24 protein-coding genes and 1 pseudogene are annotated in these 25490 nt (G+C 62.2%); 20 read left to right on the top strand and 5 right to left on the bottom strand.

The features are described from left to right. The first annotated feature begins 27 nt into the window (after nt 1-27). The 5 genes from AC0Z8Z_RS06325 (at nt 28) to AC0Z8Z_RS06305 (ending at nt 3053) form a co-directional block, all read left to right on the top strand. Nucleotides 28-234, top strand: a complete 207-nt coding sequence (locus AC0Z8Z_RS06325; RefSeq protein WP_172612217.1) for a hypothetical protein — start codon at nt 28-30, stop codon at nt 232-234. 270 nt (nt 235-504) lie between these two features. Continuing rightward, a complete protein-coding gene (locus tag AC0Z8Z_RS06320; RefSeq protein ID WP_485618458.1) occupies nt 505-1893 on the top strand; it encodes an ATPase domain-containing protein in 1389 nt (462 codons plus the stop codon). 92 nt (nt 1894-1985) lie between these two features. Beyond that, nucleotides 1986-2351: a response regulator gene (locus AC0Z8Z_RS06315; RefSeq protein WP_485618457.1), complete on the top strand. Its 366-nt coding sequence runs from the start codon at nt 1986-1988 to the stop codon at nt 2349-2351. Between the two features lie 87 nt (nt 2352-2438). After that, the gene (locus AC0Z8Z_RS06310) at nt 2439-2780 is read left to right on the top strand and encodes a hypothetical protein (RefSeq protein ID WP_485618456.1); all 342 of its coding nucleotides are present in this window, start codon (nt 2439-2441) and stop codon (nt 2778-2780) included. A 99-nt stretch (nt 2781-2879) separates the two neighbouring features. Then, nucleotides 2880-3053, top strand: a complete 174-nt coding sequence (locus AC0Z8Z_RS06305; protein WP_172612214.1) for a hypothetical protein — start codon at nt 2880-2882, stop codon at nt 3051-3053. A gap of 27 nt (nt 3054-3080) precedes the next feature. Here AC0Z8Z_RS06305 and AC0Z8Z_RS06300 read toward each other — a convergent pair whose 3' ends face one another. From AC0Z8Z_RS06300 to AC0Z8Z_RS06290, 3 genes are all read right to left on the bottom strand, one after another. Further along, nucleotides 3081-3926, bottom strand: coding sequence for an alpha/beta fold hydrolase (locus AC0Z8Z_RS06300; RefSeq protein WP_485618679.1), 846 nt, complete (start codon nt 3924-3926; stop codon nt 3081-3083). A 255-nt stretch (nt 3927-4181) separates the two neighbouring features. Then, complete coding sequence (locus tag AC0Z8Z_RS06295; RefSeq protein ID WP_122537008.1) at nt 4182-4550, bottom strand: histone-like nucleoid-structuring protein, MvaT/MvaU family; 369 nt, start codon at nt 4548-4550, stop codon at nt 4182-4184. Nucleotides 4551-4754: 204 nt separating this feature from the next. After that, nucleotides 4755-5720, bottom strand: coding sequence for a tyrosine-type recombinase/integrase (locus AC0Z8Z_RS06290; protein ID WP_485618454.1), 966 nt, complete (start codon nt 5718-5720; stop codon nt 4755-4757). Nucleotides 5721-5900: 180 nt separating this feature from the next. Between AC0Z8Z_RS06290 and AC0Z8Z_RS06285 the strand changes: the two genes are divergently transcribed. The 4 genes and pseudogenes from AC0Z8Z_RS06285 to AC0Z8Z_RS06270 all read left to right on the top strand — a co-directional run bounded on the left by AC0Z8Z_RS06285 (nt 5901) and on the right by AC0Z8Z_RS06270 (nt 11664). Next, on the top strand, nt 5901-6908 hold the full coding sequence (locus tag AC0Z8Z_RS06285; RefSeq protein WP_485618453.1) for a DNA-binding protein: 1008 nt from the start codon (nt 5901-5903) through the stop codon (nt 6906-6908). 32 nt (nt 6909-6940) lie between these two features. Then, nucleotides 6941-9526: pseudogene (locus AC0Z8Z_RS06280) on the top strand (bifunctional diguanylate cyclase/phosphodiesterase). Between the two features lie 76 nt (nt 9527-9602). Further along, nucleotides 9603-10958, top strand: a complete 1356-nt coding sequence (locus AC0Z8Z_RS06275) for an MATE family efflux transporter (RefSeq protein WP_485618452.1) — start codon at nt 9603-9605, stop codon at nt 10956-10958. A gap of 55 nt (nt 10959-11013) precedes the next feature. Continuing rightward, nucleotides 11014-11664: a TetR/AcrR family transcriptional regulator gene (locus AC0Z8Z_RS06270; protein ID WP_122537013.1), complete on the top strand. Its 651-nt coding sequence runs from the start codon at nt 11014-11016 to the stop codon at nt 11662-11664. 16 nt (nt 11665-11680) lie between these two features. Here the strand turns inward: AC0Z8Z_RS06270 and AC0Z8Z_RS06265 are convergent, their stop codons facing one another. Then, the gene (locus AC0Z8Z_RS06265) at nt 11681-14350 is read right to left on the bottom strand and encodes a beta-glucosidase (RefSeq protein ID WP_485618678.1); all 2670 of its coding nucleotides are present in this window, start codon (nt 14348-14350) and stop codon (nt 11681-11683) included. A 71-nt stretch (nt 14351-14421) separates the two neighbouring features. Then, complete coding sequence (locus AC0Z8Z_RS06260; protein ID WP_122624976.1) at nt 14422-14673, bottom strand: hypothetical protein; 252 nt, start codon at nt 14671-14673, stop codon at nt 14422-14424. A 618-nt stretch (nt 14674-15291) separates the two neighbouring features. On the opposite strand from AC0Z8Z_RS06260, the gene gspE reads away from it, so the two are divergent. From gspE to gspD, 11 genes are read left to right on the top strand one after another with little or no spacing between them, the layout of a single operon-like run. Beyond that, a complete protein-coding gene (gene gspE / locus AC0Z8Z_RS06255; protein ID WP_485618451.1) occupies nt 15292-17010 on the top strand; it encodes a type II secretion system ATPase GspE in 1719 nt (572 codons plus the stop codon). A gap of 1 nt (nt 17011) precedes the next feature. After that, nucleotides 17012-18226 (top strand): type II secretion system inner membrane protein GspF, encoded by a 1215-nt coding sequence (gspF, locus tag AC0Z8Z_RS06250; RefSeq protein ID WP_485618449.1) that lies wholly within the window; start codon nt 17012-17014, stop codon nt 18224-18226. 33 nt (nt 18227-18259) lie between these two features. Beyond that, on the top strand, nt 18260-18688 hold the full coding sequence (gene gspG, locus AC0Z8Z_RS06245; protein WP_485618447.1) for a type II secretion system major pseudopilin GspG: 429 nt from the start codon (nt 18260-18262) through the stop codon (nt 18686-18688). 9 nt (nt 18689-18697) lie between these two features. Beyond that, nucleotides 18698-19135, top strand: a complete 438-nt coding sequence (locus AC0Z8Z_RS06240) for a GspH/FimT family pseudopilin (RefSeq protein WP_485618446.1) — start codon at nt 18698-18700, stop codon at nt 19133-19135. After that, nucleotides 19132-19512 carry a PulJ/GspJ family protein gene (locus tag AC0Z8Z_RS06235; RefSeq protein WP_485618445.1) on the top strand — a complete coding sequence of 127 codons (381 nt, stop codon included), beginning with the start codon at nt 19132-19134 and terminating at the stop codon, nt 19510-19512. The genes AC0Z8Z_RS06240 and AC0Z8Z_RS06235 overlap by 4 nt, the downstream gene beginning before the upstream one ends. Further along, a complete protein-coding gene (locus AC0Z8Z_RS06230) occupies nt 19509-20153 on the top strand; it encodes a prepilin-type N-terminal cleavage/methylation domain-containing protein (RefSeq protein ID WP_485618443.1) in 645 nt (214 codons plus the stop codon). The genes AC0Z8Z_RS06235 and AC0Z8Z_RS06230 overlap by 4 nt, the downstream gene beginning before the upstream one ends. Next, the gene (locus AC0Z8Z_RS06225; protein WP_485618442.1) at nt 20150-20872 is read left to right on the top strand and encodes a type II secretion system minor pseudopilin; all 723 of its coding nucleotides are present in this window, start codon (nt 20150-20152) and stop codon (nt 20870-20872) included. Before AC0Z8Z_RS06230 ends, AC0Z8Z_RS06225 begins: the two co-directional genes overlap by 4 nt. Continuing rightward, complete coding sequence (locus tag AC0Z8Z_RS06220) at nt 20869-21924, top strand: PilN domain-containing protein (RefSeq protein ID WP_485618441.1); 1056 nt, start codon at nt 20869-20871, stop codon at nt 21922-21924. Before AC0Z8Z_RS06225 ends, AC0Z8Z_RS06220 begins: the two co-directional genes overlap by 4 nt. After that, entirely contained in the window at nt 21899-22552 is a 654-nt protein-coding gene (gene gspM / locus AC0Z8Z_RS06215; protein ID WP_485618440.1) for a type II secretion system protein GspM, read from the top strand. Before AC0Z8Z_RS06220 ends, gspM begins: the two co-directional genes overlap by 26 nt. Beyond that, entirely contained in the window at nt 22549-23085 is a 537-nt protein-coding gene (locus AC0Z8Z_RS06210) for a hypothetical protein (RefSeq protein WP_485618439.1), read from the top strand. Before gspM ends, AC0Z8Z_RS06210 begins: the two co-directional genes overlap by 4 nt. Further along, nucleotides 23069-25423 (top strand): type II secretion system secretin GspD, encoded by a 2355-nt coding sequence (gspD, locus tag AC0Z8Z_RS06205; RefSeq protein ID WP_485618437.1) that lies wholly within the window; start codon nt 23069-23071, stop codon nt 25421-25423. Before AC0Z8Z_RS06210 ends, gspD begins: the two co-directional genes overlap by 17 nt. The last annotated feature ends 67 nt before the right edge of the window (nt 25424-25490 follow it).

The raw sequence follows: 25490 nt of genomic DNA, 5'->3' as shown, positions 1-25490 counted from the left end.
CAACCGCGTACAGCATGGAGAATTCTAATGAGCCGTTTATTAGAAGATTCGACGCTCAATGGAGTCAGCGAATTGTTCAGCGATAAAGCCCAGCCGGATTTCACTTCATGTTTGGTTCGCTTTGAAGCGGAAGCAGCGACGCTGGGGCGTGGATTCAGAACGGCGTTGTTCGTTCAGCAATTCAAAGCCGGACTCTTGCCGAAATCCGTGAAAGGGGTAGACAGACTTCATTGAGCCCCGGCGTTTCTGTGGCTATTTCACAGCAGCGCTTGCGGGCTGGACTGCTTCATCCCCTATGACTCCATCGGTTTTGCCCGCGAAAGCGGGCTTTTTTTGTGCCTGTCGAGGGCGCGGAACGGGATCCCGAATCAGCAGCGGCACCTCCCGCAATCGGCCGCATTGCGACACGCTGGACTGATCCGCGATTACCCGCCACTGTATCGGCCTTCGCGCGTGAGCAATGCGTATTTTCAGGCCTGATGCACATCGGGAAAGGGAGCGGATTTGAATCAGCTAAAACGCCTTGAAAGCGGGATCAAGGGCTTCGACGCACTGCTCAAAGGAGGCCTCGTTGCCGGCGCCTCGTACATCATTCAAGGGCGCCCGGGGTCGGGCAAGACAATCCTTGCCAACCAGTTGGGGTTCAACCATGTCAGGCAAAACGGCCGCGTGCTGTTCGCAACGTTGCTCGCCGAACCCCATGACCGCCTGTTTCACTTCCTCTCCACCCTGAGCTTCTTTGATCGCGCGGCGGTGGGCCAGAGCATCCAGTTCGTCAGCGCGTTCGACACCCTTGAGAACGATGGTCTGGACGAAGTCGTGAAGTTGCTGCGCCGCGAGATCACCCGCCAGCATTCCAGTCTGTTGATTCTGGACGGTCTGCTCAACGCGCGCTCCAGGGCAGAAACGCCTCTGGACACCAAACAATTCATCTCCGAGCTGCAGGGGCACGCCGCCTTCGCCGGCTGCACGGTGCTGTTCCTGACCAGCTCGCAACTGGACGATGGCAGTCCCGAGCACACCATGGTCGACGGCGTGATCGAGATGGGCGAAGACACGATCGGGTCGAGCACGGTACGTCGGATCAAGATGCGCAAGACGCGGGGCAGCGGCGCGATCCCGGGCGCTCATGAATTCGAAATCAACGAGCAGGGCATTTCCATTTACCCGCGTCTCGAATGCATGCTGACCCGACGCGACGCCATGCCCGAATACCCCCACGCCATTCTGAGCAGCGGCATCAAGGGGCTGGACGCCCACATCGGGGGCGGTCTGGTCCGGTCTTCGGTCACGCTGATCATGGGGCCTTCAGGGGCCGGCAAGACTTCACTGGGCATCCAGTTTCTGGGCGGCTGTTGCGCAGAGGAACCAGGGCTTTACTTGGGTTTTCACGAGTCGCCGCAACGGGCGATGAGCAAAGCGCGTTCTCTCGGCGTGGACTTCGCGGCACGGCAAGCGTCGGACGCGGTGCACATCGTCTGGTCCCCGGCCTCGGCAGGTCTGATTGATCGCGTCTGTTACGACTTGCTCGACAGGGTAGAGCGACTACAGATCAAGCGCGTGTTCATCGACAGCCTCAACGCCCTGGGCCGGGCGGCCGCCGATCAGAGTCGGGTGCCAGACGTGCTTGACGCCTTGCTCAGCGAACTTCGCGCCCGCGGCGTGACGGTGATGGCGTCCTGGGAAGCGCAGCGATGGTTCGACCACCCCGTGAGCCTTTCTGCACCAGACATCTCCGGCGTGGTGGATAACCTGCTGCTCGTCCAGTTCGTACAGCATCGGACTGAACTTCAACGGCAGGTTTCGATTCTGAAGATCAGAGACAATGCCTACGATCCCTCGCCACTTGAAGTCGTGATGAGCAACGCTGGAATCACCATGAAGAAGGTCTGAGATATGCGATTCGCAACGTGGGGGTGGTCACTACCAGTGAGTTGTTCACGCAGGCGCCTGACCCTCGCGACAGTGTGGGACGTGCTCATCTGATGCCGACCATTCTGATCATTGATGACGAATACCTGATTGCCGATATCCTCAGCTTCGCACTGGAGGACGAGGGCTTTCAGACGGTGGTGGCCGGCAGCGGGCACAAGGCGCTGGACATTCTCGACCGCGAGCGGCCCGACCTGATAATCACCGATTTCATGATGCCGGGCATGACCGGTCTGGAACTCGCCGAGAGCATCAAGGCCCGCGAGATGCACACGTCGACGCCTATCATGCTCATGAGTGGCGCTCAGGCTTACATGGGGGCCGAGCGGCCAGACCTGTTTGACGAAGTGATTGAAAAGCCATTTGATATCGACCAGGTCATCGACAAGATCCACGCCCTGTTTCAAGCTCGCCTGTGACGTTCTCCCAGTCCATCGTCATTGCCGTTGAACGAATCGATTCAGCCCAGGGTCGATACTGATAACGCTTACGAGATGGGCAGTGCAATGAATACCTGGTACAGCAGATCGTTGGGCGAAGGCACCGTTGTCTACCGCCGCTTGCGCGTGTTGAACGAACTTCGTCATCACGTCTGTCCGGATGTCCCCTGTCCGTACTCGCTGTATATGGATGCGGACAGCGGAGAAACCATTGTGCTGTTTGACCCCGAGCAGATTGTGCTGGCCACGGCATTTGGCGCATTGCCGCGTGAGCAGCCCCTGATCAACGGCGTTCGCCTGATCGATCTTGAGTATCGCCCGCTGCCTGTCACTGTTCACAGTGCACAGATGTTTAGCGCGTCACCGATACACCCTCAATCTCGGTCGTACGCTGAACACCGTGCGTGATGAGCGGCGTCCTTGAACCATAAAGCTGATAGTAGATGTGAAGGGGTTCCCGCGTGAGCGGGTCTGATTGCTGTCAGTATTGCTTACAGGAGAATCATAATGGCTGTGGCCGTTGTCAGACTGGAAGGTGAAGATATTCCGCTCGAACATCGGCAGTCGGGTGCGACTGCTGTCTTCCGCGTCAAAGATGATCAGGGCGCCGAACTGTATTTTGAGGATGAAGTTGAAGCGGCCAAGTCGGCCGTTGAGTTAAGCGACGCCGAGCAGTCCTGAATCACCAGACGTTCGGGCTAGCTGTACTCATTCTTTGATAAGCAGGCTTAATATCGCATCGGTAAATTCTGCCGGCGCTTCTTGCGGCACATTGTGGCCCACTCCCGCTATCACCAGCCGTCGTACTGGCCCTGCAAAGCCCTTCAGCGCAGAACGTTCATCGCGTTTCGATGAGACCCCATCGTCTGCCCCCGCCAAAATCACGGTTGGCACTGTGATCTGTGGCTTTTGCGCAAGCCGCTCCTGAATAAAGCTATAGCCGGGATCGCTCGGTGCCAGTCCATAGCGATGGCGATAGGAGTGCACCACGACGTCAACAAAGTCTGGGTTTTCGAACGACTGCGCGGTATGCGTGAAAGTGGATTCTGCGAATGGCCAAGTCGGAGACCAGAGCTTCCACAGCAACCGACAGAACTCGGCCCGATTGGCCGCAAGGCCCGCGCGGCCGCGTTCACCGTGGAGGTAAAACTGGTACCACAGGCGTCGCTCGGTTTCGGGCGATGCCGGGGTGTTTGCCGAGGCAATGTCTTGAATGTTGTAGCCAGGGTCGCAACTGACCAGCCCCGTCACCCGTTCCGGCCACAGCGCGGCTACCACACACGCGGCGCGCCCGCCCCAGTCATAACCGGCAAGAATCGCTTTCGGGATATTCAACGCATCCAGCAGCGCCAGCAGGTCTGCCCCCAGTGCCGCCTGTTCGCCCGAACGGGGCGTGGCTGCATCGAGAAAGCGGGTTGGGCCGTACCCCCTCAGGTAAGGCACGATGCAGCGACAGCCCGCCTGGACAAGCCGCGCCGACACTTCGTTGTATGCGTGAATGTCATAGGGAAATCCGTGGAGCAATACGACTACAGGGCCATCGCCAGGGCCCATGTCGCGATAGGAAACATTCAGCACGCCAGCCACTATGTTCTTCACGGGAGTACTCCAGCAGACAGTACACGCGAAGCCCTGGCGAATGCCGGGCTTATATATGAGGTGTATAGGTTCGAACGATTCAATTGCGCGATTGGCAATTGCAGACTAACGAGAGTGCGATCATCCAGTCACCGATGCCGCGCAACGGGCGCGAGCATCGGGAGAGCAACGGAGCGACGGTTTATATCCCGTTCCCCGTTGACAGGCCGATCAGGAAACCCAGGATTCGACCGTGTCGGAACCGTGTTCGGCTTTCCATTCTTTCAAGGTTTTGTGATTGCCACCTTTGGTCTCGACGACTTCACCGGTGTGCGGGTTTTTGTAGACTTTAACGGCGCGGGCTTTGCGAGTGGTCTTCTCGGGCGCGCTGGTGTGCTTGCCCTGCTTGGATCCGGTTGGGTGATCCAGGATCGAAATAATGTCTTTCAGGCTCTTGTTGTATTCGCCGAGCAGCGTACGCAATTTGCCTTCGAATTCGATTTCCTGTTCCAGGCCTTTATCACCTTTCATGGCTTCGAGGGCAGCGAGCTGGTCGGCAAGGTGACGTTCAAGCTGGCGGTATTCAGCAAGTTTTGACATTGGAACTCCATGTTTCGGTTTGTTGATACTGACGTGCGGCGTTAGCACTGGCGAACATTGGAGCGCACGGTGGTTACTGGTGTAACCGTAGACACTGTAGTGCGAGTGGGCGCATGGATGCCAGCACTAACAGCAAACTTTTCTGACTTAACTCCAGGGTTGTCGACGGCTGGGCCTCAGGTTGCTTTAAAACATGTGAGCCGATCAGAGTTGAGCCAGCGCTGCAGGCTGCACGGCCGGGTTCAATGCGGGTTTCAATGCCAGTCCGCCAAACGAGGTGGTGGGGTCTACATACCGCAAGGCCGACTTAATGTCTTTCCAGCCGACGTAATTCATCAGGCTTTTAATATCCCAGCCGTTGCCAGACGCCCAAGTTGCAAATCCTCGGCGCATGGAGTGGCTGCTGTAAAGGTCGTCGGGCAAACCGGCGTCTTTGAAGATGCGCCCCAACATCGGCACCAGGCTGTGTGAATTGATTGCCTCTACGGACAAGTTGCCCCAGCGGTCGATCCGCCGGAACACTGGCCCCTGAGTCAGGCCGGCCACGGTGATCCAGTTGATATAGGCATTGACCGGGCAGAGTGTCTTCAGCGCCGGGGTGCGGAACGTGGCGCCCTCATGCTGGCGATCACCTTTGCTGTACGGCAGGTAAAAGCTGATGCCTTCGCCGGCCTGCGCCTGGGTGTTGCCGATGTCCAGCCTGGCCAGCTCATCGCCGCGAAACCCTCGCCAGAAACCGATCAACACCAGGGCGATGGAGCGTCGATGGCGCATCAGCGTCTTGTGATCGCCGCGCTGCCAGGCGGCGTCGGCCTCGTTCTCCAGCCAGGCGACCGCTTGCTCAAGGTGGCGCAACAGCAACGGTGCCGCCTGTTTGGCCTGCGCCGGATGCACGACGCGGATGCCTTTGAGCAGTTGCCGTACGGTGGGCGTTTTGGTCGGGTCCGGGAATCCCTGGGTGACGTGCCATTGGGCGAGGGCCGCCAGACGCTGCTTCAGCGTGCTGATGGCGTGCTTGTCCGCGTACTCGGCGAGATAACGCACGATGCCATCGCCCGTGGTGGGCAGGTAACCGCCCCAGGCCACTTCGAAATGCTCGATCGCGGCCCGATAGCTGCGACGTGTGTTGGCTCGGGTGCCTGCTGACAGGTATCGATCTGCTTTTTCCATATATCCCTCGATCGGCGTGACACAGGCGCTTTGCTGGCTTTGGTCGCCGCTTAAACGTATGAGAGGCGATAAAGTACTATTATCGGCTGTTGGAAGAAACATTTCCACACAACGTTTTAGCTGATAACGTGGCCTGTAATAACGTGTTACGTAACACGGTACGAAACTGTAGGAGTGGAAATGGCACGCGGAGGCATCAACAAGGCGGTGGTAGAGCGCGCGCGACAGGCGTTGCTGAGCAAGGGCGCTTACCCGAGCATCGACGCAGTACGGGTGGAACTGGGTAACACCGGGTCGAAAACCACCATTGCCCGGTACTTGAAGGAACTGGACGTCCAGGCGCCGGCCGAGGTGTCGTCGCGGGAGCGCATGAGTGGGGAGCTGAAGGCGCTGGTTGAAAGCGTGCTTGACCGGCTGACGCAGGAGGGCGCGGAGGTCGTTGCCCAGGCGCAAGCTGACTTTGATCGCCAGCGGGAGGCCTGGGAAGCTCGACTGGAAACCCTTGAGTCGGAGCTGAGGTCAGCCCGCCACCAGTGCGAATCACAGCACTCCGCGTTGACCGAACAGGGCGCCCAACTGCACACCACGCACTCCTCCTGGCAATCGGAACTGACGCGAAATGCCGGTCTCAGTCAGCAGTGCCAGGACCTTGAGGTGCGGATACGGGACAGGGACGTGCAAATTCAGTCCCTCGAAGAAAAGCATGTGCACGCCCGGGCGGCGCTGGAGCACTACCGCGAGGCCATCAAGGAACAGCGCGAGCAGGATCAGCGTCGTCACGACGCCCAGCTTCAGCAGATTCAGCTTGAGCAACGAAAACTCCAGGAGACGCTGATCATCAAGCAGGATGAATCCACGCGCCTGAACCGCGACAACGAGCGCCTGCTCGGCGAGTTGCGCCAACAGGCGCGGGTGCTCACGGATCAGCAAGACCAGGCGCAGCGCCTCGCTGCGGAACTTCGCACTGCCCAAATGGCCACCGCGAAAGCCGACGGCGCCCGTGAGCAGCTGCAAGAGCAACTGGCGGCCATAAAAGCGGAAAGTAAATCCCTGGCGAAAGCGCTGGCATTGGCCAATGAGCAATGGGCGCAGGCCAATCAACGGCTTGCGGTTTTGAGCGAGGACAACGACAGCCTGCGCGCTCAGGTGCAGCTCAACATTGCCACACCGCCGCCGATACAGCCGTAAGCAGCCCACCGGTCTTCAGTTTGCGGAAATCCATGTCCTATCAGCCCAACCCCGATGTCATCAAGCCCGCCACGCCCTCTACCGTGGCCTTGGCGCGGGGCTCGTTGTTCAAGTTTGTGTTCCTGCTGGCAGGCGTGTTTCTGCTGGCCGCTTACTTGTTGATGTTCCTCGCCCATGACCTTGATCACACCGAGGAACTCGAAAGCGCGTTCTATACCGAAAAAGCGATGCGCTCCCTGCAGAAAACCCTGACCGTCACGGTCAAGGACTACGCCTTCTGGGGCGATGCCTACCGCTATCTGCATCTGAAGGTCGACCCCGACTGGGCATTTGTCCGTCAGAACATCGGATCGACGCTGTACAGCGATTTCGGGTTTCAAGGCGTGTTTGTCATTAATGACGCCGATCGCACGGTGTATGCCGTGGTTGAAGGCGAACTGGAAAAGGCCGATGCCGAGCCGTGGCTGGGCCCTGCCAAGGACCTGCTGCTGGCCAGGGCTCGGGAGGGTGCCGAGACAGAAACCCCGTTCACCGCTTTCATCGACCTGAACGGTACACCCGCGCTCGTCGCCGCAGCCGCCATCACGCCCGGCACCGACCCAAGCGTCAGCGCGGACGACCGGGTGCACTCGGTGTTGATCTTTGTCGACGTGCTGGACGACGCCAAGCTGGCCGTTCTGGGCAAGGAGTACGGCGTGGAGGGGCTGCACGTCGCCACGCCGGACGAGCGCCAGCAAGTGTCGATCTTCCCGCTGGGTGAAGGCGGGGCTGCGGGTGCTTTGCACTGGACGCCGCCCGCGCCGGGGCAGCGGTTGCTGGCCCTCGGTCTGCCACTGATCGGGCTGGCCGCCGCGCTGGTGTGCCTGATGACCTGGGCGATTTTGCGACGCACCACTGCTGCCGCGCTGTCCCTTGACGACAGCTATGCGTCCCTGCAGAAAAGCGAGAGCGCGCTCGCCACCAGTGAAGCGCGCTTTCGTGACGTGGTGGAGGCCAGTTCGGACTGGGTCTGGGAAATCGACAGCGAAGGCCGGTTCACTTACCTCTCTGACCGCTTCGAAAGCGTGACTGGCCTGCACCGTACACAGTAGATCGGTGCCCTGATGGACGACCTGCTGCAAACCGAACTCGGTCAGGTGTCCCAGTGGCTGGCGATCCCTAACCGTCGCCCTGACATCACCATCCAGTGCCGCTATCTGGAGACCTGCGGCCGCGAACGCATCAGCCGTCTCTCGGCGCGGGCTATGGTCGCAGGAGGCTTCCGCGGCACCGCAACCGATGTCACTGAGGAAGTGGAAGCCCGTCGACGCATCGAATTTCTCTCCCAGCACGACTCCCTGACCGGGCTGCCCAATCGGGTCCGGTTGCAGGAGTTTCTCGATGGCAAACTGAAAGCGCTGCCGACACTCGACTCGCCACTGGTGATGCTGAGCATCGACCTTGACCGCTTCAAGCCGGTGAATGACCTGCTCGGCCACGCCGCCGGCGATCGGGTGCTCAATGACGTGTCCAGTCGGCTGTCTGATTGCGTACGCCATGGCGATCTGGTCGCGCGGGTCGGCGGTGACGAATTCGTGCTGATCCTCAGCGAGGCCCAGACTCAGGACGAAGTCGAATCACTGTGCCGGCGGCTGATCGAGTCCATCGAACGCCCGGTGCTGATCGACGACCAGGAGATTTTCGTCAGCGCCAGCATTGGTATCGCCATGGCGCCCACCGATGCCCGCGAAGCTGCCGAACTGCTGCGGTACGCGGACATCGCGCTGTATGAGGCCAAGGCCGGCGGCCGTGGCACCTGGCGGTTCTACGCAGGCGACATGAACGCCAGGATCATCGAACGCCGCCGTCTTGAGAGCGACTTGCGCTACGCGATCAAACACAACGAGCTGCGTCTGCATTTCCAGCCACGCTTTCGCATTGCCGATGGCGAAATGGTCGGCGCCGAAGCGCTGGTGCGTTGGCAGCACCCGCAGCGCGGCCTGATTCCGCCGGACACCTTCATTCCCATCGCCGAAGAAAGCGGATTGATCATCCCCCTCAGCGACTGGGTCATGACCCAGGCATGCAGCGAAGCCGCGCGCTGGCCGAAACAGCTGTTCATTTCCATCAACCTGTCGCCTGCCGAGTTCAAGCGCGGCAACCTGCCGGCGCGGATTCAGTTCGCCCTCAAGGCCACCGGCATCGAACCGTCGCGGGTCGAACTGGAAATCACCGAAGGGGTGATGATCGAGGACGCTGTCGGCGCGCTGGACGTCATGCGGACGCTGAAGCAGCTGGGGGTGCGCATCGCCATGGATGACTTCGGCACCGGGTATTCGTCGTTGAGTTACCTGCGTACGTTCCCCTTCGACGGGCTGAAAATCGACCGCAGCTTCCTGACCCGGCTCAGCGAAAGCGAAGGCGACCGCTCCATCGTGCAGGCCATCGTTGGGCTGGGGCGCGCGCTCTCCCTCACGGTCACGGCCGAGGGCATTGAAACCGCCGAGCATGTGCAGTTGCTCAAGGAGGTGGAGTGTGAGGAGGGTCAGGGCTATTTCCTCAGTCGCCCGCTGACCACCTCGGACTTCCACGCGCTGTTGGCAGCGAGAAATACGGCGGCGCTGGGCACAAACGTATAAAGTGCGCGCGCTGTCCTCGCAGCGCTTGCATCACACCTGCTGCCGCACCCGGCCACTGTTTATTTCTGGAGTGTTCATGACCCGACCGCGCGCTGTTTTCACCGAAGGCTCGGTGGCCCGGCACGTGTTGGTGATGTCGAGCACCAGTGCGTTGAGCCTGCTCGCGGTGTTCCTGGTGGACATCTTCACGCTGCTCTATGTCTCGATGCTCCACGATCCGTTGCTGCTCGCCGCGACAGGGGTGGCGAAGGTGTTGATCTTCCTTAACAGCGCGGTGTCCAGCGGACTGATCATTGCCGCGGCGACGGTGCTGTCCGAGCGGATCGGCCATCGCGCCTCGAAAGCGTCATCCCGACTGATCACGCACTTGATGCTAATGGTGGTGATCGCGGCGGGCGCGGCGGCGGCGTTGCAACTGGCGCTGCTGGTGCCGCTGACCCATTGGCTCGGCGCGGACGCCAGTACCTACGAAGCCGCGCGAATTTTTATCTGGCTGACCCTGCCGTTCAGCGTGTTGCAGTCTGCCATGCAGATGTCGGCGCAGATCCTGCGCACCGCCGGCGACAGTCGCCGCGCCCTGTGCGTCGTATTGTCAGGCGCGGCAACCCTGGCCCTGGCGGACCCGCTGTTCATTTTCGGTTTTGGCCTCGGGCTTGAGGGCGCGGGAATTTCCTATGCGCTGTCGGCCCTGGTGTCCCTCGGACTAGGCATCTACTGGTTGCGCGCCCAACTGGCGATGCCGTTTTCCCTCCGCTGGCGGCTGCTACGCCTGCACACGCGCAAGGTCATGCAGGTCGGCTTGCCGGCGATGGTCGGTAATCTGGCCACGCCCGTGGGGCTGACCTATCTGGTCTCGTCCATAGGCGCCTACGGCACCTCGGCGCTTGCGGCCATGTCGGTGATGGACCGGGTCATGCAGTTCGCCTACTGCGTGTTCTTTTCCCTGCCCAGCGCACTGGCGCCGGTGCTGGGGCAGAACATCGGCGCCCAGCGCAACGCTCGCGTTGCCTCGGCCATCGGTTTCAGCCGCAAGCTGGTCATCGTCTATGGCCTGCTGGTCTGGGGCGTGCTGCTGCTGGCGGCCAATCCACTGGCCGACACCTACGAAATGGAAGGGGTCGGGCGAGCAATCTTTCTGGCGTTCTGCCACGTCGGTGGCGGGCTGTGGGCGCTGATCGGGCTGGACTTTGTCGCCATTGCGATGTTCGTCACCCTGGGCCGGCCATGGCTGGTGGCGCTGTTCGCCTGGCTGCGGGCGACGCTGGGCACCGTGCCGTTCGTGCTCGGCGGGATTCATCTGTTCGGCGCGGCCGGTGCGTTCCCGGCCATGCTGACCGGTAACGCATTGATCGCCGTGACTTCGATTACAATCGCGTCCCTGACCGCCAGACGGTTTTTCCAGCGCCGGGGCGACGCCCCGGCAGTGGCGTGAGCAGGCCATTGCCGCGCTCGGTCAGGCTTTATCCGAATTAACGAGACAAGGTGTTATGACAGACGACGAATCAGGGAATGACTCGCCCGAGGTGGCCTCGCCGAAACGGCGTCGTGCGCCCAAAGGTGAAATGCGTCGTGCCGCCTTGCTCGACGCGGCGACAGTGATCTTCGCCCGCAACGGTTATTCCAGCGCGTCGATGAAGGATGTCGCGCAGCTCGCCGGCATCACCACCGTCGGCCTGCTGCATCACTTTCCGAACAAGGAAGCGTTGCTCAATGCCCTTCTGGAGCGCAGGGATCAGCGGGTGGTGTCGCGGTTCAGTGAACTGACCATGGAGATGACGCTGGAGGGGTTCGTGCGCTTTCTGAAGCAAAGCATGAGCTTCAGTGTGGAGAGTGCCGGGGAGTGCCAGGCAGCGATGGTGCTGAACACGGAGAGCCTGTCGAATCTGCACCCTGCATTCAACTGGTACAAAGAGCGCTTTCACATCACTCATCATCACGCTCAGGGCCACCTGAAGGCGTTGATCGAGGCGAAAGAAATTCGTGAGGACATTGAGGTGAGCGCGCTGGCTCAGGAGATTTTCTCGGTGATGGATGGCTTGCAGATCCAGTGGCTGCGGGCGCCCGATGAAGTGGATGTAATGGCCGTGTTCGATATCTATCTACGGCGCCTGAAAGCGGATATTCAAGCTCGTCCCTGAGCTTGAATGGTGCGGCTTAGTAGGTCTGGGCGGTGCTGACCTGCACTGCTTTGCGCAGTGGTGACGGCAGCGGGTTGCTGTCGCGGGTGGTCAGGTGTTCCGGAAACAGCGTGATCAAGGTGCGATCCAGCGGCAGGTCCTCGGAATCAGGCCCTACGAGGATCTTGAACTTGCCGGCGTCGACATCCCAGCTGTCGGTTTTCTCGACGTAGTACGCCAGGGAGCGCGAATCGATCGGGATGCTCACGGTCTTGCTTTCGCCCGGTTGCAGGTAAACCTTGGTGAAGCCCTTCAACTCTTTCTCAGGACGGTCAACCGCAGGGTTTGCAGGGTGAACGTACAGCTGCGCGACCTCGAAACCGGCCTGGGAACCGCTGTTGGTGACGGTGAATTTCACGTCAATCGTGCTGCCCGGCGCCATCACGTTGGTCGACAGCTTTAGGTTGCTGTAGTCGAACGTGGTGTAGGACAGACCGTAGCCGAACGGATACAGCGGCTTGGCGTGCTTCTTGTCATAACCGCGATAGCCCAGGTAGATGCCTTCGCTGTAGTTCATCTCGGTCAGCGCGTTGTCACCCAGGTACTGCTTGGGATCGGAGTACGACGGGTAGCTCGGGTTGTCCTCGATCTTCTTGTCGATGGTGATCGGCAATTTGCCCGACGGGTTGACCTTGCCATAGAGAATCTCGGCCAGAGCCTGACCGCCTTGCTGACCCGGGAACCAGGCGTGCAGGCTGGCGCCCACTTTGTTCGCCCACGGCTGCATGTCCAGCGCGCCGCCGCTGTGCAAGACCACCACGGTGTTGGGGTTGGCCTTGGTGGCGTAGGTGATCAGGTCGGACTGGTACTCAGGCAACGCATAGTCGTGGTCGTTGGACTCGCCTTCGTACTCGAAATTGGTACCGGCAGCGATCACCACAGCATCGTACTTGGACAGGTCCTTCGGTGGACGCAGAGACGCCCAGCTCATTTGAACGCCCGCCATGCCGCCCAATACCGGCGTGAAGTTGCCTTGCAGGCGACGGTATTCCAGCTTGACCGTGTATTCCTTGCCCGCTTGCAGTCGCGTGGTTTTGCCGGAGGTGACCAGTGCGTTGATCAGGTCGAAAGACTTCTGGGTGCCGTCGTTTTCCAGCACCAGTTCGTCGTTGACCCACAACTTGAACGCACCGTCGGCACGCACTTTGAAGACCTGCTCGCCGGAAATGCTCGGTTTGATCTTCGAGGTGAAGCGTGCAGAGAACGCGCCTGGCGTGGTGTTGAAGCCAGACACCGCAGTGACGCCGCTATCGGTGGTGTTGGTGTTGGTGGTCCAGCTCAGATTGACGCCCGGCTCGACGCGGGTCGCGGCAGGAGAACCGGCCAGCTCGGTGTTGGAGAAGTATTCGGCCTTCACACCAGTGTTGCTGATGCCGTTCTGCCCGGTGCTCGGCTGATACCAGACGGATGCTTTGGGATTGAGGCTCATCTCGCGCAGGTACTCGACGTTCGCGCCCTTCGAGGCCAACTGCTGCAGGCCGCTAAGTTCGGTGACGTAGGTGTTCGGTGGCGAGTTGGGCGTGCCGAATGGCGAAGTCGGCGGCTGCAGGGCCAGGTCGCCGATCACGGCAATCTTCGCATCGCGTGCCAGCGGCAGCAGGGGCTTGCCCGCCGAGGTCTTCTCGTTGCGCAGCAGGACAATGGATTCGCGCGCCATGTTCAGCGCCGCACGTTGACCGTATTCCGGATGATCAAGTGTCTGGGCCTTGTTCAGTTGCTTGTCGAAACCGTAGCTCACCAGCGCGCGCAGGTTGCGCTTGACCTTGTCGTCGATGACGTTCTGGGTCAGCTGACCGCTCCACAGGTAAGGCAGCAGCTTGGCTTCGGTGAATTGCAGGCCTGACGGCATGTCGATGTCAGTCCCGGCCCAGGCGCCTTTGAACGCATCCTGCACCGAGTTGAAGTCGCTCATTACGTTGCCTTGATAGCCCCATTCACCCTTGAGCACTTCGGTCAGGAAATGATGGTTTTCACAGGCGTAATCGCCGTTGATCTTGTTATAGCCGCACATGATCGACGCGACGTTGGCGTTCTTGACCAGCGATTCGAAACCCGGCAGATACAGCTCGCGCAAGGTGCGCTCGTCGGCCTTGATGTTCACGTAGTGACGGTTGGCTTCCTGCTCGTTGGCCAGGAAATGCTTGCCCGCTGCCTGAATGCCCTGGGCCTGGATGCCGTTGGCAATGGCCGGGCCCATGACGGCGCCAAGGAACGGGTCCTCGCCACTGACGTATTCGGCGGAGCGACCGCCAAACGGTGTGCGGTACAGGTTAACGCCCGGGGAGAGCATTTGCTGACCGCCGGAGATCCGCGTTTCGTAACCGATTGCCAGACCGAATTCCTTGGCGCGGTTGATGCTCCAGGTCGCGGCCAGGGCAGACTGCGCCGGGTATTGCGCGCCGAACGTGGCGTTGTTGACGTGCACGCCCATCGACGAGTCGTAGGCGATGGTGCCTTCCATGCCCCACTTGGGCAGGCGGGGGATCATGTGGCCGTCGTCAACCCGGGTGAAGTTGATCTTCTCCGAGATGTTCATGTTGTCGAGCACCGCGCCAACGCGGGCTTCAACCTCGTTGCCCGTCATCGGCGTGGCGGCGTGAACGAGGGTGGCCTGGGCGACGCTGATGGCCAGCAGGCTCAACGCCATGGTCTGTTTGAAAGCTGACAAGGGCAACGTCCTCGTGGGCGGGTGGCAGTTCGTGATGTCGTGGCGGTCGGTCATGGCTTTTGCACCAGTACCGGCGCATCACCGGTGTCGACGGGAGCATCAAGCACCGCAGAGGAGGTCTTGGTGGTCGGCACGGCTACCTTGTCGACGCCAGAAAGCTGGTCGCGCTGTTTTTCAACCTGGGCGCGAACGGTTTCTGCAGAAGTTGCGTTTTGACTGGACGTAGAGTCCGCCGCAACAGCAGCAAAACTGCAGGCGCCGAAAAGCACGACGCTGCAAACAGACAGCAGGGGTCTATTCATCGATTGTTTCTCGATTGATGGGGTGTGGAAATTAAATAAACGTGAAAACCCGTCCAGAGGGGAACAGGACGAACGTTAAGTCCGGGGAATCTACTGATTAGTTCAGCGTTTGCAAGATTATTTTTTAATTAGACGACCGGTGATCGAAAAGGCACGTGTAGCGCGGCCTTGTAGCGGTGATTGGTGTTGAGGGGTGAGCGGATAGATGCTGTTTAACGCAATAAACAACCAATAAGACCGCCGTTGATGGCGGAAAACGCCTATGAAAAGGAGTCTTCATGTATTTTAATTGCAATCTCAAAAACCTAATTGCTATTAGGTTTAGCTTGCTGGTAAGCTCTCTCCGCGCTGAGGAATCCTCGACCAATCAGACGACTGCATAGCCGCCTTAGTTGTCGACGCACACTCGCCAACTTTGGCGGCTAATTGCAATCCGTGGTCCGCTAATAAGTCGTTAGATGCACTAAAGTTCAACGTCGCCTGTATGACAGCCGTGGGATTAATTGCTCACGGCCTATAACGCGTGGGCGCTATTAAACAGTCCGACTCCGTTATTAATTAGTCAACGCCGTACACCGTTATCCATCCAAGCCTTATCCATCCAGACCTCTAGCCACCATGCCGCTCAACCCGCTCGACGCCAGACAACTGAAGATTCCGGACGCCGAGCAGGTCTGCGCGTGGCTGTCGACGAACGCCGGGCTGAAGGCTGCTGATCTGGAGCGGGCGCGGCGCCTGATGGCCGAATCCGAAGGGTCCAGTCTGCTGGCCTTGCTGACCCGCCTGGGGCTGGTCTCGGAAACCGAGATGGCCCGGGCCTGGGCAGCGCTGCTGCAGACGCCACTGCTGGCCCTCGACGCTGCGGCCGACATGCTCGATCCGTTGCCGGCGTTGACCGAGCGCTTCATGCGGCATTTCCAGGTCGTGCCCCTGGCGTGGCGCGAAGACGGTCTGCACGTGGTGTCGGCCAACCCCTGCGAGCCCTATGCGTTTGAAGCCACTGCCTATTGCTGTCAGGTGCCGGTGTGGCTGTCGATCGGTTCGCGCAATGACGTCGACACGCTGATCGAGCGCTATTACGGCCAGGGCCGCAGCGCCATCGGCACGCTGATCGAATCCCTCGACGACCACAACGGCTCGCCCGAAGACATCGAACACCTGAAGGACCTGGCCTCGGAAGCACCGGTGATACGCCTGGTCAACCTGATCCTGCAGCGGGCCGTCGAGCAGCGCGCCTCGGACATTCACATCGAGCCCTTCGAGAGCCAGCTGAAAGTGCGTTATCGCATCGACGGCGTGCTCCACGAAGCCGAAGCGCCGCCGTCCAGTTCTTCGGCAGCGGTGATCTCCCGGCTGAAAATCATGGCGCGCCTCGACATCGCCGAGCGGCGCTTGCCCCAGGATGGCCGGATCATGCTGCGTATTCAGGGCAAGGAGCTGGACCTGCGGGTGAGCACCGTCCCCACCAGTTTTGGCGAGTCGGTGGTCATGCGTCTGCTGGATCGGCAAACCATCAATTTCGACTTCCCCAGCCTGGGTTTCGACGGCGAGCGCCTCGATGCCTTTCTGGCGGTGCTCGAACGGCCCCACGGCATTCTGCTGGTGACCGGGCCGACCGGCTCCGGCAAAACCACCACGCTGTACACCGCGCTGTCGCGGCTCAACACCGCCGAACGCAAGATCATCACCGTCGAAGACCCGGTGGAATACCAGCTCGAAGGGATCAACCAGATTCAGGTCAAGCCGGCCATCGGCCTGGACTTCGCCGGGGCGCTGCGCTCCATCGTGCGGCAAGACCCGGACGTGATCATGATCGGTGAAATGCGCGATCTGGAAACCTGCCGCATCGCCATTCAGTCTTCGCTGACCGGGCACCTGGTGCTGTCGACGCTGCACACCAATAGCGCGGCGGCAAGTATCACGCGCTTGCTGGACATGGGTGTCGAGAGCTACCTCATCGCCTCGACGGTCAACGGGATTCTCGCCCAGCGCCTGGTGCGCCGCCTCGATCCGCTCACCCGCGAAGCCTTCGAAGCACCCCAGGCGCTGATCGACGAGCACGAACTGGAGCGCTTCACCGACGAGCGTCCGATTCTTCTCTACCGCCCGCGCAGCGACGCGCCGGGCGGCGGATATCGCGGCCGCAGTGCAATCACTGAATTGCTGGTGATGAACGAAGAACTGCGCAGCCTGCTGATGAGCCGCGCCGATGCCTCGACCCTTGAGCACGCCGCGCGGCGCGCCGGGTTGCGCACCTTGCACGAGGAGGGTTTGCGGCAGGCGGTGGCGGGGATTACCTCGCTCGAAGAAGTCCTGCGCGTGACCCGAGGCGAATGACATGACCCCGTTCAAATACCGCGCGCTGGACGCACAGGGCGCTGAGCAAAATGGTTTGCTGGACGCCGCCGACCGTGACGCCGCCATCGCCTTGCTGCACAAGCGCGGCTTGATGGTCCTGCAGATCGACCCGTCGAATCTGGGCGGTCTGCGTCAGGCCCTCGGCCGCGGCGCATTGAGCGGCGCCGCGCTGATGAGCTTCACCCAGCAACTGGCGACCCTGCTCGGTGCCGGCCAGCCGCTGGAACGCTCGCTGACCATTCTGCTGCGCCAACCCGGCCAGTCCCGGAACCAGATTCAGACCCGCGCGCTGATCGAGCGCATTCGCGAGCAGGTCAAGGCCGGCAAGCCGCTGTCCGTGGCGCTGGAAGAAGAGGGCCGGCAGTTTTCGCCGCTGTACATCAGCATGGTCCGCGCCGGGGAAGCCGGCGGCGCGCTGGAAAACACCCTGCGTCAGCTCAGCGAGTACCTGGAGCGCAGCCAGATGCTGCGCGGCGAGGTGATCAACGCGCTGATCTACCCGGCGTTTCTGGTGGTCGGCGTGCTCGGCTCCCTGGCGCTGCTGCTCGCGTATGTCGTGCCGCAATTCGTGCCGATCTTCCGCGACCTCGGCGTGCCGATTCCCTTCATCACCCAGGCGATTCTCTGGCTCGGGCAGTTCCTCAGTGAATACGGGCTGATGCTGCTGGCCGGCAGCATCGCGCTGATCTGGGGCATCGCGTTGCGCGCCCGCGATCCGCAACGGCGCTTGCGACGTGACCGGCGTCTGTTGCGCATGCGTGTGATCGGCCCGTTGCTGCAGCGCATCGAAGCGGCCCGGCTGGCGCGCACCCTCGGCACCTTGCTGAACAACGGCGTGGCGCTGTTGCAGGCGCTGGTCATCGCCCGGCAAGTCTGCAGCAACCGAGCGTTGCAGCAGCAGGTCGAGCAGGCCAGTGAATCGGTGAAAGGCGGCGGCACCCTGGCCAGTGCGTTCGGCGAGCAACCGCTGCTGCCGGACCTGGCCCTGCAAATGATCGAAGTCGGCGAACAGGCCGGCGAACTGGACACCATGTTGCTGAAGGTGGCCGACGTGTTCGACGTCGAGGCCAAACGCGGCATCGACCGCATGCTCGCCGCGCTGGTGCCGACCCTGACCGTGGTCATGGCGGTGCTGGTGGCGGTGATCATGCTGGCCATCATGCTGCCGCTGATGAGCCTGACCAGCAATATTTGAAGCCCACCCCCTTTCAAACAGAGAACCAGACCGATGCGCCGCACGCCGTTCACCGCTGCAACCCCCCGCCAGCGCGGCTTCACCCTGTTGGAGATGCTCGCGGTCATCGTGCTGCTGGGCATCGTGGCGACCATCGTCGTGCGCCAGGTCGGCGGCAACGTCGACAAGGGCAAATACGGTGCCGGCAAGGCGCAACTGGCGAGCCTTAGCATGAAGATTGAAAGCTATGGCCTGGACCTGGGTTCGCCGCCAAAAACCCTGCAACAACTGGTGGAAAAACCGGCCAACGCCTCAGGCTGGGCCGGGCCGTACGCCAAGCCGTCGGACCTCAAGGACCCGTTCGGTCATGCCTTCGGCTACCGTTCCCCGGGTCAGCACGGCCCGTTCGACCTGATTTTCTACGGTCAGGACGGCCAGCCCGGCGGCGAAGGCTACAACGCCGATCTGGGCAACTGGGAGTAATCGGCGAGCATGAACGCGCCTGGGGCAAGCCGTGGTTTTACCCTGCTGGAGATGCTGGTGGTCATCGTCTTGATGAGCATCGGCATCGGCGTGGTCGGGTTTGGCTTGCACAAGGGTTTGCAGCAGGCGGCTGATCGCCAGTTGCTCGAGCAAATGGTTCAGGCCCTGCGCACAACCCGCAGCGCGGCGATTATCAGCGGCCAGACTCGCGAGACCTCTTTCGATCTTGAGCGCCGCACCTTTCAGGCCCCCGGCAGACGGCCGCAACAATGGCCCGCCGAGGTGGGCGTGCAGCTGAACACGGCGGCGGATCTGAATGCAGCGTTTGCGTTTTACCCGGACGGCGGTTCCAGCGGCGGCAATCTGCAGGTGTTCCAGGGCGAGCAGCGTTGGCGCATCGACGTTGGCTGGCTGACCGGCAGCGTCAAGAGCCGCGCGTTGCCATGAAGGCCCACATCGGTCAGGCCGGTTTCACGCTGCTGGAAATGCTCGCCGCGCTGGTGGTCATGGCCCTGTGCAGTGGCGTGCTGCTGATGGCGTTCGGGCAAAGCGCTCGCTCGTTGCAGCAGGTTGATCGCGCGGACCGGCTCAGCCAGGCGGCGCGTTCGGTGCTCGATGATCAGGCCGTCGGCGCCTTGCAACCGGGGCTGAGCAATGGCGTGATGGACGATGGCATTGAATGGGCAATGAACGTCTGGGCGTTGCCCACCGCCGCCGGCCAGCCGCGAATGTTGCGGGTGAATGTGATCGTCAGCGAAGGCCGGCGTGAGGCGCGGTTCAGCACCCTGCGGCTGGTCAGTCCGGCCAGGACGAGCACCCAATGAGCAAACGCCAAGCCGGTTTCACACTGCTGGAAATCATGATCGTGCTGAGCCTGCTGGCGGTGCTTCTGACCCTGGTCGGCGGCGCGCTGGTGGGTGCCAACCGCGCGGTGATCAAGGCCGATCACTACACCTCACGCCTGGATGAGCGGCGGGCTGCCCAAAGCTTTTTGCGCCAGGCCATCAGCCAGGCGCTGCCGCTGGATTTGGCGGAAAACGACCATTCCGGCGCAGGGCTGTTCGTGGGTACGGCGCAACGCATGCAGTTTGCAGCGACCCTGCCGGGCAACCTGGGGGGCGGCATTCAGCGGCACACCGTGGAAGTGTCCGGTCCGCCAGCGGACCGTCGCTTGCAGATCGCGTTCGCCCAGGTCCAGGACAATGTATTGCGCGCCTGGGGCGAGCCGCAGGTGCTGCTTCACGGCGTGAAAGGCTTGTCTTTGAGCTATCGCGGCATGACGCCAAAAGGTGAGGCCACCAGCTGGCTGAATGAATGGCCGTGGCCCAACCGTTTGCCTCACGCCGTGCGCGTCGAGGTGCAGATAGACGGCCCGGTGAACTGGCCCGGCGAAGTGATTGCCCTGCGCCTGGACCTGTCCGGCGGGGCTTCCGGTGCTGCGTCAGCTGCGGGAGGCGGGCAATGAATCGGCAGCGCGGCGTGGCCCTGTTGCTGGTGCTCTGGGCCGTGGCGACGCTGAGCCTGTTGCTCGGCGGTCTGGCCGGCTGGGTACAGCTCGAAACGCGCCAGGCGTTATGGCAGCGACAGCATACCCAGGCGCTGCTGGCCGCCCAGGCCGGCATGAATCTGGCGTTGCAGGCATTGCTGGACGGGAATCACCGAGCGCGCTGGATCGCCGATGGCCGCGCCGTGCCGCTGGCATTCGACGACGCGCGGATTGTGCTCAGCGTCAGCAGCGAGCGCGGCAAGCTCGATCTGAATGCGGCCAGCAACGAGGACATCGCCCGCGTCGCCCAGGCCTGCGGCGCTGATCGCGATCGAGCGACGCAGCTGACCCGAGGCTTGCAGGCACGTCGCGATGGCAGCGCCGCGCCGTTGCGGGTTATCGAAGAACTGCGCCAGGTCCCGGGGATGACCCAACACCTGTACCAGCGCATGGCGCCAGAAGTGACGCTGTGGAGTGGCCTGTCGCGGCCGGACGCCGCATTCGCCTCGCCATTGCTGCGCAGCGCCCTGGACCTGCCAAAACAGACAGCCACGGGCACCGACCCCGGCAGCGTGCTGAGCATCGACAGCCAGGCACAACTGCCGGACGGCGTCATCGCCCGGCTTCAGACCACCGTTCTACTGTCCCCATCGGAGGGTAACGCTCTGCCGTATCGGGTGCTGCGTTGGCAAGAATGAATTCACTCTTTTCAGTCCCTGCGCCGCTTCGGGCGTACCTGGCCAGTGGCGAACAGCGCTGGCAGGGCAGCGTGGCGCAACGGTTCTGGCAGCGTTGGCTGGCGGAATTGCGCGGCTGCGTGCCGGTGCGGTGGCGTAATCGGCTCAGTCCCGAGATAGCCGTGCAGACCCATCGCTGGCCAATCGTGACGCCTACGTCTGAAATCCAGGTCGGCGCCCGCCAAGTGCTGATGCTGCCGACCACTGTGGTGATGATCCATCGCCTGCAATTGCCGACAGCGGCCGCGCGGGATCTCACTGCCGTGGTCGGCTATGAGCTGGACAAATACACGCCGTATCCCCGCGATCAATTGTTCTACGTCGTGCGCCAGGACGGCCGCAGCGCAGGCGGGTTGCAGATCACCCTGATCGCCATCCTCCGCGAGCGCATGCACGCGATTCTGGCGGAGTGCGCCGCCCAGGGCCTGACGCCGCAACGGGTGGACGTCTGCTCAGAGGACGGCACGCCGCTGGGGATCGATCTGCTGCCCGAGTCCGCGCGACCGGTAAACCACCGCGGGGGGGTGGACCGGCGTCGTATGCTTGTCGGCTTATGCGCGGTGCTGCTCGTCACGCTGATGGGCCTTTGGCTGCACGATCGTCAGCAACGCCTGGAAGGCATGCGCGCGACAGTGCAGTCGCTGAAAGGCCAGGTGGCGCAGGTCCAGCAGCTGCGTCAGCAACTGACCAATACCCTCGGCGCCGCCGATTACCTGACGCGGCACAAGGCCGCGCGCCCGACCATGGCTGCGCTGATGAGTGAATTGACCGCCTGCCTGCCCGACGACACTTGGCTGGAGCAACTGGAAATCGACGCTGACGACGTGTCGTTTTCCGGCCAGAGCGTGCGCGCCAGTGCGCTGATCAGCCATTTGAAAGACTGCCCAAGCCTGGAAAACCCGCAGTTTCAGGGCGTCATTCAGGCCGACGCCGACAGCGGCAAAGAGCGCTTTTCCCTCCACGCACGCTTGCATCAGGAGGCCGTCGATGCGCCGAACGCTGACACCCCGTGAATTGACGCCCCGTGAGCGTCGCGGCGCTGCGTTGATCGTCCTCGCCCTGGTGATGGGCGCAGGCTACTGGCTGCTCATCGACAGCTGGTTCGCCGGCCCGCTGCGGGACATGGGCGAAGAGACCGAGCAGCTCAGGTCCCAACAACAACACTACGTTGGCCTGGTGCAACAGCGCGAAAGCCTGAGCGCAGCGCTGGAAAGCGCCGAGCAGGACCCGGCCAGCAGCGCGAGCCTGTTGACCGGCGAAGACCCCAGCGCGGTTGCCGCCGATCTCATGCAGCACGTCGCGGACGTCATCCCGGCCCAAGGCGCGAAAGGCGCCGGTTGCACGCTCACTCAACGGATGCCGATCACCCCGGAGCAGGACGGCAGCGAGCCGTTTCGCCAGGTCAAGGTCAGCGTCACCGTGGAATGCGCGATTGAGCCATTGATGGCGGTGTTGCACGGGCTGGAATATCAGCGGCCGTTGCTGTTCATCGATCACATGAGCGTGCGTCGCGCGAGCAATGCGCCGGGCAAAGGCGGGGCAGGGCGACTGACTGTGCAACTGCTGATTCGCGGCTATCTGCAGCCGGTTGCTTCGAAGGCAACGGCCGATCAAACCGACCCAGCGCAGGCCGCCCCATGACGCGCTCCCCGATCACGGTCGAGCGCGTGCTGATGGCCGTCGCCCTCGTACTGCTGGCGCTGATCGCCCTGGTGCTTAACGGCACCTGGCAATCGGCGGATTGGCTGCCTGCCGAACCGAATCATCGCCCGGCCGTCGTGGCAAAAACGCCTTCTTTATCGCGCGTGGAATTGCCCAGCCTGGCCAACAGCTGGCAGACCCCGCTGTTCAGCGTCGATCGCCGTCCGGACCTGCAACAGTCCGGCACTCAGGCAGCGTCCAGCCTGGCCGGGCTGACCCTGACCGGCGTGCTGCTCGACGGCACGGTGCAGCTGGCGTTCATCAAACCGGCCTCCGGCCCCGCGCTGAAAGTCCGCCTCAACGGGCCGCTGCCCAACGGCTGGACCCTGCGCGCGATCAGCCCGACGAGTGCCACGTTCGGCCTCGGCGAGCGCAACGAAACCCTGACTGTTCGGCGCCTGCGATTGCCAACGCCGTCGACTCAACCACCGCTTTCCCTTTCCCGTGAAGACCTCCATGAACCTGCCCCGTAATCCTTCCCTGCGCCGTGCCTCTAGCACGAAACCCGTCGCGACGCTGCGTTCGCCCTTGCTGTGCCTGGCAGCGGCCGTTGCCTTGAGCGGCTGCACCACTGCGCCGACGGCCCTTGAGCCGGACAACGGCATGCTGCGCGAGGCGCTGGACGGAACCGGCACCCAGCGGCGGCCGGTCGACCCGCGCAGCGAGCAAATGCCGGTCCAGGCACAAGCCAATCCTGCGGACGGCTCAACGGCGACTACCGGCACACGGCAGATCATCCGGGGCACCCAGCGCTTCGTGAAAACACCGGCGCCGACAGCCGCAACGCCCCGGGCGGCGGAAGGCGATATCGTCTTCAACTTCGCCAACCAGCCCATCGAAGCGGTGGTCAACAGCATCCTCGGCGACATGCTTCACGAGAGCTACACCATTGCCCAAGGGGTGAAGGGCGAGGTGAGCTTCTCCACGTCCCGGCCGGTCAACCCGCAGCAGGCGCTGTCGATTCTGGAGACCCTGCTGTCATGGACCGACAACGCGATGATTCGTCAGGGCAATCGCTACGTCATCCTCCCGGCCAGCCAGGCGATTGCCGGCAAGCTGGTGCCGGAAATGGCCGTGGCCCAGCCGTCTGCCGGGTTGTCGGCGCGGCTGTTCCCGCTGCGCTACATCTCCGCCACGGAAATGCAGAAACTGCTCAAGCCATTTGCCCGGGAGAACGCGTTCCTGCTGGTGGACCCGGCGCGCAATGTGCTGAGCCTGGCGGGCACCACCGAGGAGCTGGCGAACTATCAGCAGACCATCGACACCTTCGACGTCGACTGGCTCAAGGGCATGTCGGTGGGCGTGTTCGGCCTGCAACGGGCCTCGGTCAGCGAGCTGATGCCGGAGCTGCAGAAGCTGTTCGGACCGGACAGCGGCATGCCGTTGGCAGGGATGGTGCGCTTCCTGCCCATTGAGCGGACCAACTCGGTGGTGGCGTTTTCTTCCCAGCCGGAATACCTGAACGAGGTGGGCACGTGGATTCGCACCATTGACGAAGGCGGCGGCAACGAGCCGCAGTTGTACGTGTACGACGTGCGCAACATGAAGGCCACCGACCTGGCGAAATACCTCAAGCAGATCTACGGCACGGGCGCGGTACAAGAGGAAAGCGCTGCCAAGGTGGCGCCGGGATTGCGCACACGGTCGATGTCGTCGCTGACAGGCGGCACGTCTGGCGGTACCTCTGGAGGGCTGGGTTCGGGCAGCGGATTGAGTGGCAGCGCCGGTTTGAACAGCAGCGGCCAGGTCGGGATGTCCCAAAGCGGGCTTCAAAGCACGGCAACTTCGGACGACGAGCAGGAACAAGACGCGGACGCCAGCAGTGACAGCGGTGCCGACGACAGCAGCTCATCGGCCACTGCTGCCTCGGGTAATGGGCAGAAAGGCCTCGACTCAACCACGCGCATTTCGGCGCAGAAAAGCAGCAACCAATTGCTGGTGCGTACGCGCCCGGCGCAGTGGAAGGAGATCGAAGCAGCGATCAAGCGCCTGGACAATGCGCCGCTGCAAGTGCAGATCGAAACGCGGATTCTCGAAGTCAAGCTGACCGGCGAGCTGGATCAGGGCGTTCAGTGGTACCTCGGCCGCCTGGCCGGCAATTCCACCAGCACCACCGTCGCTAACACCGCCGGCAGTCAAGGTGCGCTCGGTGGCGGCGGGGCAGGTCTCGGGGCCACTGATTCGCTGTTCTATTCCTTTGTCAGCACCAACCTGCAAGTGGCGATTCATGCCCTGGAAACCAACGGCCGCACCCAGGTGCTGTCGGCGCCGTCGCTGGTGGTGATGAACAACGAAAATGCGCAGATCCAGGTCGGCGACAACATCCCCATCAGTCAAACGACGGTCAACACCGGCGTCTCGAACACCACCCTGAGCAGTGTCGAGTACCTGCAGACCGGCGTGATCCTCAATGTCGTGCCGCGCATCAACCCGGGCGGGCTGGTGTACATGGACATTCAGCAGCAGGTCAGCGACGCCGACGGCACGGTGACGGTGAACGGCAACCCGCGCATTTCGACGCGCTCGGTGTCGACCCAGGTGGCGGCGCAAAGCGGGCAGACCGTGTTGCTCGGCGGGCTGATCAAGCAGGACAACAGCGACAGCGTCAGCGCCGTGCCCTATCTGGGCCGGGTGCCCGGGCTGGGCTGGTTGTTCGGCAATCGCAGCAGATCCAAAGACCGCACCGAGTTGCTGGTGCTGATTACCCCGCGGGTCATCAACAGCAGCAGCCAGGCGCGCCAGGTCACCGACGATTATCGTCAGCAGATGCAGCTGTTGAACGGCGCCGGTGCCCCACAAGCCCTGCGCTAGACGCTTGCAAAGGTGTAACAAAGTTTTCCGGGGCGCGGGGTGCGGGCGTTAATATGGGCGGGAACGC

The sequence above is a fragment of the Pseudomonas sp. 1L-C-7-B-C1 genome, assembly GCF_057291635.1.
This window is presented reverse-complemented; position numbering and strand designations above follow the sequence as displayed.